At 64.2% G+C, this 16,249-nt stretch carries 12 protein-coding genes and 1 tRNA gene; 2 read left to right on the top strand and 11 right to left on the bottom strand.

Translation table 11 applies throughout. The annotated features are described in order from the left end of the window. The first annotated feature begins 31 nt into the window (after window positions 1-31). Window positions 32-931 carry a class I SAM-dependent methyltransferase gene (locus OWC43_RS04310; RefSeq protein ID WP_393955826.1) on the top strand — a complete coding sequence of 300 codons (900 nt, stop codon included), beginning with the start codon at window positions 32-34 and terminating at the stop codon, window positions 929-931. Window positions 932-947: 16 nt separating this feature from the next. On the opposite strand, the gene OWC43_RS04315 is transcribed toward OWC43_RS04310, so the two are convergent. Beyond that, entirely contained in the window at window positions 948-3,050 is a 2,103-nt protein-coding gene (locus tag OWC43_RS04315) for a glycosyltransferase (RefSeq protein ID WP_393955827.1), read from the bottom strand. Window positions 3,051-3,083: 33 nt separating this feature from the next. Next, window positions 3,084-4,130: a hypothetical protein gene (locus OWC43_RS04320; RefSeq protein ID WP_393955828.1), complete on the bottom strand. Its 1,047-nt coding sequence runs from the start codon at window positions 4,128-4,130 to the stop codon at window positions 3,084-3,086. Window positions 4,131-4,409: 279 nt separating this feature from the next. Here OWC43_RS04320 and OWC43_RS04325 point away from each other — a divergent pair. Then, a tRNA-Val gene (locus tag OWC43_RS04325) sits at window positions 4,410-4,484 on the top strand. Between the two features lie 497 nt (window positions 4,485-4,981). Here OWC43_RS04325 and OWC43_RS04330 read toward each other — a convergent pair. From OWC43_RS04330 to OWC43_RS04370, 9 genes are all read right to left on the bottom strand, one after another. Then, window positions 4,982-5,932 (bottom strand): alpha/beta hydrolase, encoded by a 951-nt coding sequence (locus tag OWC43_RS04330; RefSeq protein WP_393955829.1) that lies wholly within the window; start codon window positions 5,930-5,932, stop codon window positions 4,982-4,984. A 44-nt stretch (window positions 5,933-5,976) separates the two neighbouring features. Beyond that, entirely contained in the window at window positions 5,977-8,556 is a 2,580-nt protein-coding gene (locus OWC43_RS04335) for a TonB-dependent siderophore receptor (RefSeq protein WP_393955830.1), read from the bottom strand. Window positions 8,557-8,686: 130 nt separating this feature from the next. Further along, the gene (locus tag OWC43_RS04340) at window positions 8,687-9,670 is read right to left on the bottom strand and encodes a FecR family protein (protein WP_393955831.1); all 984 of its coding nucleotides are present in this window, start codon (window positions 9,668-9,670) and stop codon (window positions 8,687-8,689) included. A gap of 54 nt (window positions 9,671-9,724) precedes the next feature. Further along, complete coding sequence (locus tag OWC43_RS04345; protein ID WP_393955832.1) at window positions 9,725-10,234, bottom strand: RNA polymerase sigma factor; 510 nt, start codon at window positions 10,232-10,234, stop codon at window positions 9,725-9,727. 398 nt (window positions 10,235-10,632) lie between these two features. Further along, complete coding sequence (locus OWC43_RS04350; protein WP_393955833.1) at window positions 10,633-11,385, bottom strand: ABC transporter ATP-binding protein; 753 nt, start codon at window positions 11,383-11,385, stop codon at window positions 10,633-10,635. Then, entirely contained in the window at window positions 11,382-12,374 is a 993-nt protein-coding gene (locus OWC43_RS04355) for a FecCD family ABC transporter permease (RefSeq protein WP_393955834.1), read from the bottom strand. Before OWC43_RS04355 ends, OWC43_RS04350 begins: the two co-directional genes overlap by 4 nt. Then, window positions 12,371-13,261: an ABC transporter substrate-binding protein gene (locus OWC43_RS04360; RefSeq protein WP_393955835.1), complete on the bottom strand. Its 891-nt coding sequence runs from the start codon at window positions 13,259-13,261 to the stop codon at window positions 12,371-12,373. The genes OWC43_RS04355 and OWC43_RS04360 overlap by 4 nt, the downstream gene beginning before the upstream one ends. Then, window positions 13,262-15,433: a TonB-dependent receptor gene (locus tag OWC43_RS04365; RefSeq protein WP_393955836.1), complete on the bottom strand. Its 2,172-nt coding sequence runs from the start codon at window positions 15,431-15,433 to the stop codon at window positions 13,262-13,264. Beyond that, on the bottom strand, window positions 15,433-16,203 hold the full coding sequence (locus tag OWC43_RS04370) for a hypothetical protein (protein ID WP_393955837.1): 771 nt from the start codon (window positions 16,201-16,203) through the stop codon (window positions 15,433-15,435). Before OWC43_RS04370 ends, OWC43_RS04365 begins: the two co-directional genes overlap by 1 nt. Between the last annotated feature and the right edge of the window lie 46 nt (window positions 16,204-16,249).

A 16,249-nucleotide genomic window follows, 5' to 3' on the forward strand; every position in this document is an offset into this window, starting at 1 on the left:
AGAGCGAGCGACGATGCAGGATGAGGCGGCCATGTCCGAGCGGGCAGGGGCGTTCTGGGACGGCTGGGAGGCATGGCGGCGGGCTCAGCCGAACCGGATCCGATGGAACGAATCCGCCGAGATCCTCCGCCATATCAACAGGCGCATCTGCGGCCGCCCCGTCGAGGGCTTCAATCAGGGGCTGATCGAGCGTTTGAAGGAGATGGCGGGGCCAGACTTGCCCCTCGTACGCGGCGTCTCAGTCGGCTGCGGCAATGGCGGCAAGGAAATGACGCTGCTGCAGCAGGGTCTCGTCGGTCATTTCGATCTCTACGACGTCTCGAAGACCTCGCTCGATGCCGGGGCCGGGCTCGCCGCGGCGTGGAGGCTGACGGAGCGCACGACCTTCCTTCACGGCGACGCCTTCGCGCGGCCCGGCGATGGGCGCTACGATCTCGTGTTCTGGGACAATGCGCTGCATCACATGTTCGACGCCCGTGCGGCTCTGCGATGGAGCTACGATGCTCTGCGGCCCGGCGGCTGGCTCGTCATGAACGATTTCGTCGGGGCCGATCGCTTCCAGTTCCCTTGGAGCGCGCTCATGCTGGTGCGCGCGGTGCGCACCCTTCTTCCCGCCCGCTACCGCCGCAACCCGAATGATCCCGCCAATCCCTACCGCCCTTTCGTTCCGCGCCCGACCTTGGCCGAAATGGAATACGACCCCAGCGAGGCGGCCGACAGCGAGGCCATTCTACCCGGCTTGCGCGACATCTTCCCCGATGCCTGGATCCGGTCCGTCGGTGGCACGGTCTACCACCTCGCGCTCAACGACATCCTGACCAACATTCCGGATGGCAGCCGGCTGCTCGCGCTTCTCTTACGGCTCGACGACCTGACCGATTTCATTCCGCATTTCGCCGTAGCCATCGCGCGCAAGCCGCCCTCCGGCTGAGCCCGCTCGCGGCGCCTCACAGGCGGAAATGCGCCGAGGCCCGGGACAGGTTCGGATTGTAGTAGGGATCGGATCGAAGCTCCGCGCCCCAACGCTCGCGCATGACCCGCGCTTCCGCCTCGAACCGGGCCCGCTTCTCCGGCGTGTCTTCGAGCCCGCGGCTCTTCGATTCATGGTGCGTCAAACGGGCGAACGGCGTCCAGATGTTGCGGTAGCCAGCCGCCCGCAGGCGCAGGCACAGGTCGACGTCGTTGAAGGCAACGGCGAGACATTGGGCATCGAAACCGCCGATGGCGGCGAACACCGTGGAGCGGATAGCCAGGCAAGCCCCGGTGACGGCCGAGACCTCCTGGGTCAGTTGCATCCGCGCGAAATAGCCCGGCGCATCGCCGGCGATGCCGAGATGGCTGTGGCCGGCGATCCCGCCGATGCCGAGGACGATGCCGCCGTGCTGCAGGGTGCCGTCGGGATAGAGGAGTTTCGCCCCTACCGCGCCGACATCGTCCTCCCACGCGATCGAGACGAGTTCGGTGAGCCAGCCCGGCTCCAGCACTTCGATATCGTTGTTGAGGAACACGAGCACATCGCCCCGAGCCTGCGCCGCGCCCTTGTTCGACAGGTCCGAGAAATTGAACGGACCCGACACGGGCAGCACCCGCAGCCGCGGCTCCGACGCGTAGCCTCTCAAGAGGGCGCAGGTCGCGTCCTCACGGCTGTCGTTGTCGATCACGAGGATTTCGATGGCCGGATAATCCGTGGCCGACAGCACGCCGTCGAGGGCGACCGCGAGCAGCTCCGCCCGGTCCCGGGTCGGGATGATCACGGAGACCAGGGGCGCGGGTGCGGGCAGGGGCCGCACAAGCCGATTGAAGCCCTGCGGACCGCGCTCGGCCTTCGCCCCACGCCGAGCCGCAACCTCATTGAGCGCGCGCAGGCGCGCATCCTCGGCCCGCGTCAACGCTCGGTCGGAGAAGGTGCCGGAGCCGGCGGCGGCACGCCAGTGATACAAAATTTTCGGGATATGATGGATCGCGTCACGCCGCAGATTCGCGACGAGGCGCAGGAGAAGGTCGTGGTCCTGGCTCCCCTCGAAGCCCGGACGCAAACCGCCCAGCGCGCGAAGGCGGTCCGTGCGCACCGCGCAGAGGTGGTTGACGTAGTTCTGGCCGCTCAGGAGTTCGCGATCGAAGTCGGATTTGAAATGCGGCTCGAAGCGGCGGCCGCGGCCGTCCACCTTGTCCTCGTCGCTGTAGATCAGGACGAGTCCCGGATCGGTGCGTACCGCCTTGGCGACCTCATAGAGCGCCGTTTCGGCTAGCAGATCGTCATGGTCGAGGAATAGACAGTAGGTTCCGGTGGCGAGGGCGAGTGCATCGTTCGTCGCGCGGGCGATATGACCGTTCGTCCCGCGCCGCATCGCGCGGATGCGCGGCTCCTGACCGGCATGGCGCGCGATCAGGCGAGTGATCGCAGGATTGGTCGACGCATCGTCGGCGATGCACAATTCCCAGGCCGGATAGAGCTGATCACGCACCGAGCGGATCGCCGCATCGAGCACCTTCGGATCGGGGTCGTGCACCGGCATCAGCACGGAGAGACGGGCGGGCGCCGGCCAGACGGCGATCTCGTCGCGGATCCGCGCGCGTTCGGCGGGCCTAAGCCGACCGAAACGGGCGATCCACGCGGCGTAGCCGGTCTCGGAACGGTGCGCCAAGGCTTGAGCGAGGAGGCCGCGCCCACGCAGCTTGAGGCCGAGCAGGCGCCAGTAGACCGCGCGCGTCGTCAGATGCGGCTCGCGCCGGGCGGCCCGAAGCACCAATGCGATGCGCGAGCGACGATGCAGGGTCAGATCGGTCAGGGCAAAGGGCGCGTTGCGCGAGAGCGCGGTGAAACGCAGAGCCACGATCCCCTCCGGCAGGCGGCCGGTCCAGGCAAAGCCGTCACCCGTCGTCGGTTCCTCGGCAAGCGTCGTGACGACACCGTCACCGGACAGGGCGCTGATCAGGGCACGGGGAATGCCGCCGCTTCCGATGTCGCGCCATGTCAGCGTGATCCAGGCGCCGGCGAGCGCTCGATCAGCGAGATCGATCCGGTGATCGAGTCCGTCGGATGCCGTCACCGGCAGCCTTCGGCCGGCGCCCCAAGCCACGGCTCAGTCCTGCCAGCTCTTGGAGACCGAGGCGCGGACCGCGTCGCTGAGCACCATGTCGAATTCGATCCAATCCCGAAGGAAGCGCAAGCCGCGCAGCCTTTCGGCGAGTTCCAGGGTTCCGTTAGGGATCGGTAGGGGCAGCGGGATCGGGGCGTTGATCTCTAGGCGGTCGAAGACGGTTGCCATGAAGGCTTCGAAATAGTCGCGGTGTCCGACGATGCCGATGCGGGATAGGACCTCCACGGCGATGATCGAGCTGCCCGGAACGATCCGATCGTCGGGGACGTGCGTGCTGAGCTGGCGGGTCAGGGGATTGTAGAGCAGGTGGTAGGCCGGCTCCGGCAGCATCCGGAACAGCCGTTTGAGGCTTTTCGCGTCGGCGAAGTCGTAATCGGCCGTGAAGGCGGCGGCCTCGGCGAGGTGGCCGAGTCGCCAGCTCTGGTTCGGGTCGGCGCCCATGCCGGCGCGTTCGCGCAGCCAGGTCAGGCGGCTCGCCATTTCCACGTAGGGATCGTGCAAGAGCATCATCGTCACGGCATTGCCCTGGACGAAATGCCCCTCGTAGCGCGGGAGGATGATCGACCCGACCATCAGGCACGATGTGAGCGTGTCGGTATCGAAGATGGCGTGCAGGATCTCCTCCGGGAAACGTCCGATCCCGAAGTAGCATTGCTGGAAATGGGGAAAGAGCGCGGTCTGGATGACCGTCTCGGGCCGGATATGCGCGTTGATCAGCACCGCTTTCGGCGTGGCGAGCCCGACCTTGGGCACGCGCCGATGCACCAGAACGTTCGTGTCGACGTCGAAGATCTCGAGCCGCTCGATCCCGGCGAGGCCGGGGATGTGATCCTCGCGGACCTCGTAATGGCACAGGCCGGTGGCGTGCCAGCCATACTGGATGAAGGTCGGATCGGCATGGATCGCCGAGACCTCGGCCACGCGCCGGCCCTCGACGGTGACGTAGACCCGGCTGATCGCGGTCGGATCATCCGGCACCACCCAACCGCGGATGATCGCCCCCTCATCGGCCGACAGCAGAAACCGCATCCTCGTTCGTGATCCCTTCGGCGCATCTCGGCTACGGAAGCTGCGGGGCTTCCGGACGCAAAGCGCCCCGGCTTACCCGATTTCGGTTCGGCACGCAGCGGCCCCGACTCGCCCCCGAAATCATGCCATCCGGCGACGGTCCGATCGGCTCTCCCCGAGGCCGGAACAGGCCCCGGCGTGGCCGACGAAAAAGGTCGAAAGAAAGCGCGACAGGTCGCTTGCAGAGCCGCCGGCTCCAGGCTATAGCCGCGGCCTCGCAGGAGCCAAGCGCTTCTGCCCGGGCGCGTAGCTCAGCGGGAGAGCACTACCTTGACATGGTAGGGGTCACAGGTTCGATCCCTGTCGCGCCCACCACTCACCCCAGTGATGTCAACGACCGTATGGTCGGCATTGGGGTAAGCTTGCGGAAAAGCGAGTGAGAGCATTGGTCCTACCGATGCGGCAGCACAGCATTTTCTGTGCGTAGCCCGATTGCAGTCTCAATTGATGAACTTCACTGCCGCTCGGTGACGTTCGTGACGCGCCGCGATAAGCGTCTAATGTTCGAACCTCAAGAACTCTCGCTACAGCTTATGAGAGACACAGGGCGAAAGCATTTCGCATGATGATCGGATAAAAATCTTGCCGCACAAAATGCAGCACGGTATTGAAATATAAAAATATAGGTCAATATCGTATTAGATATTTTTTCCCGTTGGCCTGATTCGGCTGATGTTTCTGCACACTTGATGCGATGCAGCCAAAATCGCGTCAGCGTTCTGTAGAGCCCAATCGATTGATACCGTGCGGCGCGAGGAAAAGCGCTGCTGCCTCTCGACGAAGATCGCACGGTGCGAGTGGCGCAACACAACTCAGGCTACCGATTGCAGGAAAAACGCAACAGCCTCGTTCAAGGCTTCTGGCAGCGCAGCCATATGTGTTCTTCTCGGGATGATTCGAAAATCAGCTGAAAATCCATGATCCCGTTTCAGTCGGGAGGTCAGATCACGCGCCTGCTGAGGGATCTGTGCCGAATCTAATTCAGTCCGAATGTTCTCTCGCTCTATCTGCTGCGTGTAGAAAGGCGCAGGTTCCTCCTCATAAGCTCCCGCCAGGAGGAGAACCCGCTGTCCACGATAAGGTCGGTCCTTCGAACCTGCGAAGCTATCGAGAAGCACGCGATCTTCCCAGTAGATGGATGGGCTCGCAGCGATCCAGTGCGAGAAGACCGATGGCGCCTGTGCAAGGGCATAGAGGGTGAAGAGCCCGCCGAAGGAATGGCCGAACAGGGCCTGACGCGCATGATCGATCCGACAGCGGTGTTCGATGGTCGGCTTCAACGTGTCGGTGATGAAGCGCAGAAATTCGGCGGCACCCCCTGTCCGTACAGGGGGCGCACCCGGCTGATGCGATGGATAGGTGCGACCTGGGGGCGGCGTGTAGTCCCAACAGCGTCGGACCACATCGTAGGCATCCGCCGTGGGGTAGCCGATTCCGACGACGACAAACCGAGACGTAATCCCCGTCGCCTCCGGATATGAAGCCTGAACACGTTCGATATCGATGGCTGTTGCCGTGACCGCATTGCCATCGAGCAGGTACAGGACGGGCCAACCCGCTGCCGGCGCATCACCGGGCGGGACGTAGAGCGTGATCCGCCACGGCAGTTGCCCGTCCCGCCCTCCCAGATCGAAGCGGATTGCGCCAGGGATCTGAGCGGGCACATCTGGCTCGATCGGGGCTCCGATGGATCGGTGGGCGTTCACGACGCTGGCCGCCAAGACGAGTGCCATCATGGCGCGCCGGGAGATGTGATCGCCCATCTGCGTCACTCCCCCGATCCTGGTTTCCGGACAGCAGAATTGCCTCACCACCGGTAGATCAGACTACCAATGACCGTTGCGGGTGCCCCACGAAAACAAAACGCTGCTTGGCAACTCACAAATCTGCGGTCAAAAACGTTCGAAGCATTGATTTGTGCTTTGACTCCGCGAAAACGCGGATTGAGCGCGGATAGGTCATAGGAAATCATTGCGTCGAACAGCGACACTGTCTCGTTTCTCACCGTATTTTCATCGTCGGCAAAGCTCGTCCCGATATACCGGAAGCCGCCCCCAACCTGTAGTCCTGCCAGGGCAGACGAAGGAGGGAATTGATATGTGGCAAACGCCCTGAAGCTATTGCCAGGGACACCAGAGAGCGCATTGCCATCAATCGGAGCATTGGTGCTCGATGACGTTTGTTGGAGGAAGCGAAAATCAAGATGCGTGTAAGCGAGTGTCAGGTTCGTGCCTGGCCCGAAATTGGCCGCAAGTTCTGCCTCGAACCCTCTCGATTGTACGGCTCCGGTTGCGATCTGAAATGCGATGTTCGTCGGGTCCGTGCGCACTAGGGAAGATTGTACGATATCGAAGCCCGCGAAGGCCGCCGTGATGTTCGTTCCGGGTACGGCATATTTGACGCCCGCTTCGATTTGATCGCCCGTTGCGGGTTTCAATGACCGCAATTGCGCGTCGACGCCGGTTTGTGGCGTAAAGGTCGTCGCGTAACTGGCATAGGGAACGAACCCGGGTGCCAGAACATAATTCAGGCCGACACGACCGGTGAAGGCATGGTCGTTTCGGGTGCGTGCGACGTCGGGAACGCCTCCATTGATGGCCTGAGTGGTCTGCTGAACGAAATCCTGCCGGCCCGTCAGCGTGAAAATGAAACGATCCCATCGAGCCTGCTCTTGCAGATAAACACCGATCTGATCTTGATTTTGACGGGATCCATTTGTGAGAGCAGGATTTGGAATAAACGTGCGATAGCGGAAATTAGCAAAGTCGCGAACGCCGGACAAATCCAGCGGCGGTACGTAATATCCGAGGCCAAACTGGCTTTGATAATCATAATGTAGATAGTCAATTCCTCCGAGCAATGTGTGGTTGATCGGGCCGGTTTGCACGCGATGTTCGATTTGGTTGTCTAAGGCAACGTATTTCAGTTTATCGACAGCCAGCGCGGCATATCGATTTGCTAAAAAGCTCGTGATGCTTATAATGGATGTGTAGCCATACTCGCTGTCAATATCTTCATAACGGAAGTTTTGCCTAACGATCGTGTCAGGGGAAAAGCGATGCTCTAAAGAATAGCCGATGCGATACTGGCGCTGTAAATATTTATTAAATCCGGGGTCTCCTTCGTAGAGATGGGACGCCACGAATTTCGCAAAATTATAGAAGGAAGACGTGGCCGGCAGTCTTGAGTCTTGAAATTCCGTCAACAAAGTAAAGGTCGTATCAGCTGACGGCTTCCACGTCAGTGAAGGTGCGATACTGACGCGATCATCGGTTCCGCCGGGGAAGAAATTACCCGATCGGCGAACGATGCCCGTGACCCGGTATGCGAAAGCGTTGTCAGAGCCTTCCACCGGGCCGCCGAAATCGAAGCTACCCTGATAGCGATCATAGTTTCCGGCTTGAAAAATCGCTTCACCAAAGCGCGTGAACAGCGGACGCTTCGAGGTTGCATCGACGATACCTCCGGGCGAGCCGAGGCCGTAGAGGCCAGCCGATGGACCTCTCAGTATGGTGACGGCATCAGCCCCGTAGGATTCGATATGCGGCACGGCGATACCGACGGCGACCCGACGTAGGCCATCGCGGTAGACGCTGTCGAAGGTTCCAAGAAATCCCCGGATATAGAAAGAGTCGAATCCCGGATTAAAACCGAACGTGTCTGTCGATGCCCCTGGAGCGTAGGTGATCGCCTCGTTCAGCGTTTGAACGGCGCGATCATTGAGTTGCTCACGCCCGATGACCGTCACGGATTGAGGTGTTTCAAGCAGCGCGGTGTTGGTCTTCGTGGCGGCCGGGCTGACCTTAGTCGTATAGCCGACGATTCCGCTCGGTCCGCCACCGCCGCCGCTGGTCGCTGATCCGTCCTGGCCTGAGGCGGTCTGGGCCTTCGGTACGCCCTCGACCGAGAGTTCTTCGAGCGTGACAGCATTCGTGGGCTCGGCACCGAGCTGCACATATCGCGGATTGACGAGGGTGATCGTCGTTGGGCCGGCGGTTCGGTAGGTCAGACCCGTACCGTCGAGGAGCTTGGCCAGGGCCTCGAGCGGCAAAAATTCCCCGCTCACGCCGCTGGTCCAGAGGTTCTCCGTCAGCGTCGTCTGATAGGCGAGTTTGAGGCGCAACTGCTTTGCAAGGGCAGTCAGCGCCGGCTCGAGCGGCCCGGACGGTATCGAAATGGGAGGGCGCAAGGTGCCGGCACCGGCTGCCGGAGGGATCGACGTCGCCGAAATCGGTACGATGCTGATTTTGCCGGTCATAGGAACGGTCAGGCGGTCCTCGACACGATCTTCGGCCGCTGCCGCGCAGCTCAACGCCGACAACGACGCGCCTGCCAGAGCTGCAAACCGCAGCCGCTTGCCCAAACCTGTCTGCTCCCGCACGCCCATCGTTCGCCCCGACCTCGTCACGTAAAGGGGCGAAGGCGCATCGCGCTCACTCGTCCCTGCGATGGTAGATCGGCGAACGAGAAATCTCCTGACGTCCGAAATGCAGATTTTCTCGAGTGGGGGCGGTGTGTCAGGTTGCGGGCCGCACGAGCACCAGCAGGGGCGTCACGCGGGTGATCTGCACGCCCATCGTGGCCGCCAGCACGTCGAGCGCCTCGTCGGTATTGCGCGGGTCGAGCGTGCCGCTGAAGCGCTTGGCCGCGACGGATGGGCCGAGGATGACAATGCGCCCCCGTCGATAGCGCTCAAGCTCGACGAGGACCTTGGAGAGGGGCTGTCCCGAGAAGAGCAGCGTACCGTCCCGCCAAGCCATGGTTTGCGCGACATCGCTCCGCTCCGCCTCCGGTCGGCCCGCAGCATCCTGGGTTGCGATCTCGCCAGCCTGGAGAGTCGCTTGGCCGGTATCCGTGGTTACTTCGACCTTCCCTTCGGCAACGCCGACCGGGCTCGCGGCCCCATCGACACGGACGAAGAAGCGGGTGCCGACCGCGCGGGCGCTGATTCCGCCCCCGCGCACGACGAACGGTCGTTGCGGATCCGGGACCACATCGAAGGCGGCCTCGCCGCGTAAAAGCGTGATCCCGCGTTCGCCGCTGGTGAAGTTCAGTGCCAAGGCCGTATCGGTGTTGAGATCGACCCGGCTTCCATCCACCAAAATCTCGGTCCTGATCCCTCCCACCTCGGTCCAAGCATCGGCCCGGAGCCGATCGAAGAGACCGATGTGCCGGCCCGACAGGCCGACCAAGCCGAGAGCCACGGCAAAGGCGACGATCTTCGGCAGCGCGCTCCCGCGTCGACGGGGGTCGGGAACCTGCCCCATGGTCCTGCGCCACCCATCCATCTCGGCATAGGCTTCGGCATGCGCAGGATCGGCAGAGAGCCACGCCTCGAAGGTCTTTCGGTCGGAAGCCGTCGTGTCGGGTGAGGAGAGGCGGACGACCCAGAAAGCGGCCTGCTCGTAGACCGGATCATCGTCGGGGTCGTTCGATGCTTCGGGAGGCGGGGATTCGGTCATGACGCTCTGCGGGCAGCCGGACACGCTCCGAAAGGGCATCGCGCTCCGCCATGTCCTAAGACCGGCGACCCGGCAAACTCCGGATATGTCGATCTAAAAAAAATCGCGGCAGGTCCGTCGCGTATGCAGGAGCGCCTTCATCAGGTGCTTCTCGACCATGTTTTTGCTGATGCCGAGGCGGCCCGCGATCTCGCCATTGCTCAACCCGTCGAAAGCGCTGAGGAGAAACGCTTCCCGACGGCGGGGCGGCAGCGCATCGATGGCGGCGGCAACCAGGCGGAGTTGCTGGCGGGCGATCACTTGCTGCTGAATGCGGACCCGCTCATCTGTGATGTCGTCGAGGGAAACCTCCGAGGCGGATCGAAACAGCTGCGCCTCGAAGCGGCGGCGCTTGCCGAGCGTATTGGCGACATTGCGCGCGACGAAGAACAGAAAGACGCGTGGTTGCTCAATCTCGGTTTGGCTGAGCGCTCTCACCATGCGCAGGTAGGTTTCCTGGCGAGCATCGGCGGCGTAGTCCGGATTGCGAAGCAGTCGCTGCAAGAAGCGTTGAAGAGCGGCACCCTCGCGCCGATGCAACGCCTCGACCGAAACTGCCCCCATGACTCCCGCTCCAACCGACCTGGATCATCGCATCACCGATCGATCTCTTCGAAATTGAGCAAACGCGCCTCCGGTCGATTATGCAAGCATTTCAGCACATTTAAATTACTCCAGATTAGATATGACTGTGCGACTAAGTCCTTGAGTTCAAGAATGAATCACAGTTTCGTTCAATCATCTCCAATATGTATGCTGCGTGATTTGCTCAAGGCGATAACGACGTTGTAAACATGCGACACCCTATGTTTCGCCGTTAACTCAACAGCGCGATCGCGTAGTAAGTTTGTATTTAATCAATAAATGCCAGTCTCGATCGGCAATACTAGTTATTAGATTTTTGATTTGAATGCACGACACAAATAAAATCTTAATGCGCACAGCGTTGTTCGTCGCCTGCGTCACAATATATGCTTTAAAATGAGGTAAGCGTCAGCCGTCTCGGAGAGCAAGCCTCGTTCGAAACGCAGGCCGAATACGCGGTCGAGGACTGGCGCGGCGGCGACCGTGGTGGCGGCGTCGTCGAGGACGATGGCGCCGCGATCGAGCAGCAGAAGCCGGTCGCAGTCGAGCGCCGCCCGCTCGATATCGTGCAGGATGACGACGACGATGTTGTGCCGGGCATAGGCGCGCAGGCGGCGCATCAGGTCGAAACGGTGCCCGATATCGAGGCTGGCTCCGGGCTCGTCCGCGAGCAGGATCACGGGCTCGGCGATCAGCGTCGCCGCGAGAAGCGCCCGGGCCCGCTCGCCGCCGGAGACTTGCGACCAGCGGCGCTCTGCGAGGTCAGAGAGTTCGTGATCCCGCAGCATCTCGGGAATGCGGATAGCCGCCCCCGCACGGCGGCTCGCCCCCAGTTCGACGATCTCGCGGATCGTGTAGTCCCAGGTCGGCTGGAAGCTCTGCGGCAGGTAGCCGATCCGGCGGCCGCGTTCGCGGATCGGAAGGTCGGTCAAGGGGTTGCCGTCGAGCGTCACGACGCCCTGATCCGGGGGCCGAAGTCCGGCTAGGCAGCGCAGCAAGGTGGATTTCCCGGCGCCGTTCGGGCCGATCAGTCCGACGAGGGCACCGGGTTCGAGATCGACCGAGACGGCTTCGAGCAGCCGGCGCGAACCGGCGGTCACGACCAAGTGTTCGGCGCGCAGGCGGCTCATGTCCGGATCCGCCGACGGAGCAGCAGGAGAAAGAAGGGGCCGCCCGCCGCCGCCGTGACGAGGCCGAGCGGGATTTCGGCCGGTGGGAGCGCGGCGCGGGCGAGGCCGTCGCAGACCATCACGAGGATGGCGCCGAGCGCGGCCGAGACCGGCAACAGGCCGCGATGCCGGGGTCCGATCCACCATCGTGCGATGTGGGGCGCCGTCAGCCCGACGAAGGCGACGAGGCCGCCATAGGCCACGGCCAGGGCGACGATCGCCGACCCGATCAGGATCGCCCGCGCGACGAAGCGATCGGTGTCGAGCCCGAATGCCTCGGCCTGTCCATCGCCGAGGCCGAGGAGATCGAGGCCGTGCGCGAGGGTCATGCTCAGAGCGGCGGCGAGGCCGGACAGGCCGGCGAGCCACGCCAGCCCGGACCAGGTCGGGGTCTGGATACCGCCCAATGTCCAGCTGAGGACGACCTGCAGGCTCACGCTCTCGTCCGAGAGGGCCAGCATCAGAAACGAGCGGACGGCGCCGAGCATGGCCGCGACGGCCACGCCGGCCAAGAGCAGGCCCGCCGCATCGCGGGCCCCCGCGCCACTGGCGACGGCGAGGACGAGCAGCGTCGCGCCCCAAGCCCCGGCGAAGGACAATCCCCCCAGGATCAGGGAGGACGGCAGACCGAGGGGGACGAGCAGGGCCACCGTCGCGCCGATCGCCGCGCCGCCGGCGGAGCCCAGAAGGTAGGGTTCGGCGAGCGGGTTGCGGAACACGCCCTGATAGATGGCGCCGCCGAGCCCCAGCAGGGCGCCGACGATCCCGGCGGCGAGCACCCGGGGCAGCCGCCATTCGAGCAGCAGGCGGGTGCTCAGATCGGTTCCGCCCTCCCATGCCCGCGCCAGCCGGGCAGGGCCGGCCCAATCGTGGCCCGCACTGACGCCGAAGACGAGGGCGAGAAGCAGAAGCGGGAGGAGGCGCGTCGCGGCGCGCAGGGTGGGGGTCACGGCCTATCCGATCGGTGTGGGTGCAGAAGATCGGCCAAGCGCTCGATGCCATCGACCGTACGTGGACCGGGGATTAGAAACTCAGCCCGTGGGAGATGATGGGCGCGACCGTCGCGGACCGCGCGCATCTCCCGGAAGCCGGGCCGATTCGTGAGCGCGTCGAGTTCGGTCGCGGTACCGGCGAGGAGGAGGATGTCGGGATCGGAGGCCAGCAGGGCCTCCGGCGAGATCTGGGCCAGGCCGCCGCGGCCGGTGAGTGCGAGGCAGCCGCCGGCCAAGCGCACGGCGTCCGCGGTGTAGCTGTTCGCCCGTGCCACGAGGACGAGGCCGTTGCCGAGCATTCCCGTCACGAGCACCGCACGCGGGCACGGTCGGTGCGCGACTCTCTCGGTCACCCGAGCGAGACGCGCCGTCAGCGCTTCGGCGAGCCTTGCCCCACGTTCCGGCTCGCCCGAAGCCGCGCCGACCAAGCGAACATTGCCGATCACTTCGGCGAGGCTCTGGCTGGTCAGAACGAGAATCGGCACCCCGAGCCGTTCCATCGGGGCGACGAGCTGATGCGCCGCCTGCCGGGCGGGCGTGACCAGCACGAGGTCGGGCTGCTGAGACACTACCGCATCCACGGAAAAGCCGAGGCGTCCCCCCACGATCGGCTTACCGATCACCTCCGGCGGCTCACGCGTGTAGGCATCGATGCCGACGATGCGCTCGGAAAGCCCGAGCGCCGCGACGAGTTCGGTGTTCGAGGAGAAGATCGTCACGATGCGCCGGGGCGGCCCTGGTAGGACCACCGTCCGACCGAGGGCATCGGTCAGACGGATCGGGTCCGCGCAAGCGGGATGCGCCGCGACCAGCAGAGTCGCGAGCCCGAGGATCGCGGCGCGCATTCAGAAGCGGGCCTGCAGGCCGATCTGCACGTCCCGGCCCGGCGCCGAGGTGCCGCCGCTGCCATTGTAGAAGCGCAGGTCGGCCAGGGTCGGCTGCTGCCCGGCAATGGCGATGAAGAGCGGGTGGTAATTCACATCGAAGAGATTGCGGACCTGCGCGAACAGCTTCACCCCTGGCATCAGATCGACCTCGCCGCGGAGGTTCACGAGGACAAACGGATCCTTGCGCCAGATGTATTCGCGGTACGGCTCGGCCGCCGGCACGCGCAGGTTCTCCTCGGTGTTGTACCAGACCGGACCGTTGAGCACGCCCTGCACCTGGATCGTCCATGGATAGGGAATGTCGACTTGGCCGAAGCGGGTGCCGAGGGCGAGCTGATACTGGTAGACGCGCTCGACCCGATGCGTGTTGGCCGTCGCTACCTTCAGTGTGCCCTCGTCCTTCATGTCAAAATTGTAATTGCCGTTGACCGAAGCGCGCCAACGCCAAGTGCCGGCCTCCCAGCCGAACATCCGCACCATGTCCGTGTCATACTGGACCTCGATGCCGCGGATCACGACGTCACCGGAATTGTTGACGTAGTCGGAGGTGTTGCTGTTGGCGCCCCGGGAACGGGTGATGATCCGGTCCGAGATGATGTTCTGGAACAGGGCGACGTCGACGCGTGAGACCGCGTTCGTCAGCGTCGTCCCGATCTCGATCTGCTCGCTCGTTTCGGGGCGAATGTTCGGGTTGCCGAAAATGCGGCCGCCCCCGAGGGTGTTGTAATCGGCGGCGATTTCCGTCGCGGTCGGAGCCCGGAAGCCCGAGGACGCCCCGATGCGGAAGGCGGCCCAATCGGACGCCTTGAAGGTCGCGCCGGCCGAATAGGTGGTCGCCTCGTAGGGACGCGAGCCGGTGATCTGGCCGGTCAGATACGGCGTCGTGTCGAAGCTCGTGGTGCCGTAGGTCTGGCGCACGCCCGCGCGCAAGGTCACCCGGTCGTCGAACAGGCGCTGGGTGTCCTCGACATAGAGGCCGTGAAACTGATCGGTCTGATTGTTGTCCTGCGGCGAGACCTGGGCGAGCGTGTTGCCCGGAACGCCCTGGCGGAAGCGATCGGAACGCAGGCGGCTCGTTTCCCAATCCCAGCCGAGCAGCAGATCGTTGCCGGCGAACAGGCTGGCGCGTGGCTGGAGACGCGTGCCGAGGATGTCGAGGTTGCGCGTGTTGAAATCCGCGCGGGTTACCCGCACCGGCTGCCCCGAACTGCCCCGCTGGACCGGCGAAGCCCATTTGAACCGATCTTCGTCGGTGACGCTGTAGAACTGGGCGAACAGGCTCGCGCGCCCGTCATCGGTCCGGCCGGTATAGCTCGCATCGAACGAGCCGTTGATGCGGTTGTCCCGGCTGTAGAGATTGCCGCCGGAACCGCGGAAGCCGGCATCGTAGATGCCATCCGTCCTGAGCGAGAAGTCGAGCCGCTGATTCGGATCAATCTGGAAACCGAGCGCCCCGGTGATGCCCATCCGGTTCCATTGGGTGTTGGCCATGCGGTCGCCCGAGCCCGCGACGTAATCGTCGCGTCGTCCCCCCGAGATCCCGAGATAATAGTCAAACGGTCCGACGACCCCGCCGGTCTGGGCGCGCCCCTGCGCCAAGCCCCAGACGCCGCCGATGCCCTCGACCAGAGTGCCCGGCGCGCTCCGCCCCGTCTTGAGAATGATGTTGATGACGCCGCCGATGTTCTGGCTGCCATAGATCACCGAGGAGGGCCCGCGCACGATCTCGATGCGCTCGACATCGGCGACCGAGAGCTTGGACAGATTCGCGGTGCCGGCGCGGCGCCCGTTCATCAGCACCAGAACTTGGCTGCGGAAATCCTTGCCCTGCCCATCGGTGGCGCCGCCGCGAATGTTGATCGAGGTCTGGCCCGGCGTCCATTCCGAGAAGAAGCCGACGGCGTTCTCGGCCAGAAGATCGGTGACCGACCGCGCCGTCGAATTCTCGATCACCGTGCGATCAATGATTTGAACGGTGCCGGCGATCTCGGAGCGCGGCTCCGGGCGCCCGGTGGCGGTGACCACGAGTTCGTCGAGGCTGATCGCGGGATTCTCCTGGGCATAGGCCGATGACAGCAGCACGCAGCCGCTGGTCAGCGCGAGCGCGAGGAGACGAAGACGGCACGACATTACGAAGCTTTCCTCCAGACGAGCAGGGCAGAGGTGCGGGGAACGGAGAGGCGATGCCCGCCGGGCACGGGTTCGGCCTGGGCGGCGAGATGCGCGCGGAGATCGCCGCGGCGGACATCGCCCGGTGCCCAGCCGAGACGATCGGCGAGGAAGGCGGCGGTCCGCTCCAGGTCGGGAACGACGGCGCTGAAGGTCCAATGCGCTTGCGCGACGATGGCCGGCTGATCCTGCGCCGTCAGGCTGCGACGAACCAGATCGACGCCCGGCGTCTCGTCCTCTCCGTGCCAAGCGCGGGGAAGGCAGCCCGCGAGACACAGGCCGCGCGGACCGTGCTGGGCCGGAACCACCCAGACGATGCTGCCGCGTGACCAGACGCGGCACTGACGGAGAAAGGCTTGGGCCTCCGTGAGGGGGGCCGCGATATTGGCGGCCAGCACCGTGTCGGCGCATCCCGGTGGCAGATCGGCCTGCTGCCAGCCGAGCGGCAAAACGTACGGCGACGGGATGAGGGCATGCAGGCGCCGTTGCATCCCCGCCGCCGGCTCGATTGCGGTCCAGGTGCCATGCGGATCGCGCACGGCCCGACCGAGTTGCCCACCCCCGGCCCCGATATCGAGCAGGTCGCCGATCTGCGGCACTGCCGCGCGCACAAGCGGAGCGACGCGACCGACGTAATCGGAGGTGTCGATGCCCGCCGCGTAGAGTTCGAGGGGATCGACCGCCCTCGTCTCCGGCGGTGCAACGCCGGACAATCCGGCATCATCGCCCATCAGTTTCATCGGTCCTTCCCCAAACCTTGTCGGGGGACCAATGGGC

The organism is Methylorubrum sp. POS3 (assembly GCF_043352485.1).
GTDB classification, from domain to species: domain Bacteria; phylum Pseudomonadota; class Alphaproteobacteria; order Rhizobiales; family Beijerinckiaceae; genus Methylobacterium; species Methylobacterium suomiense.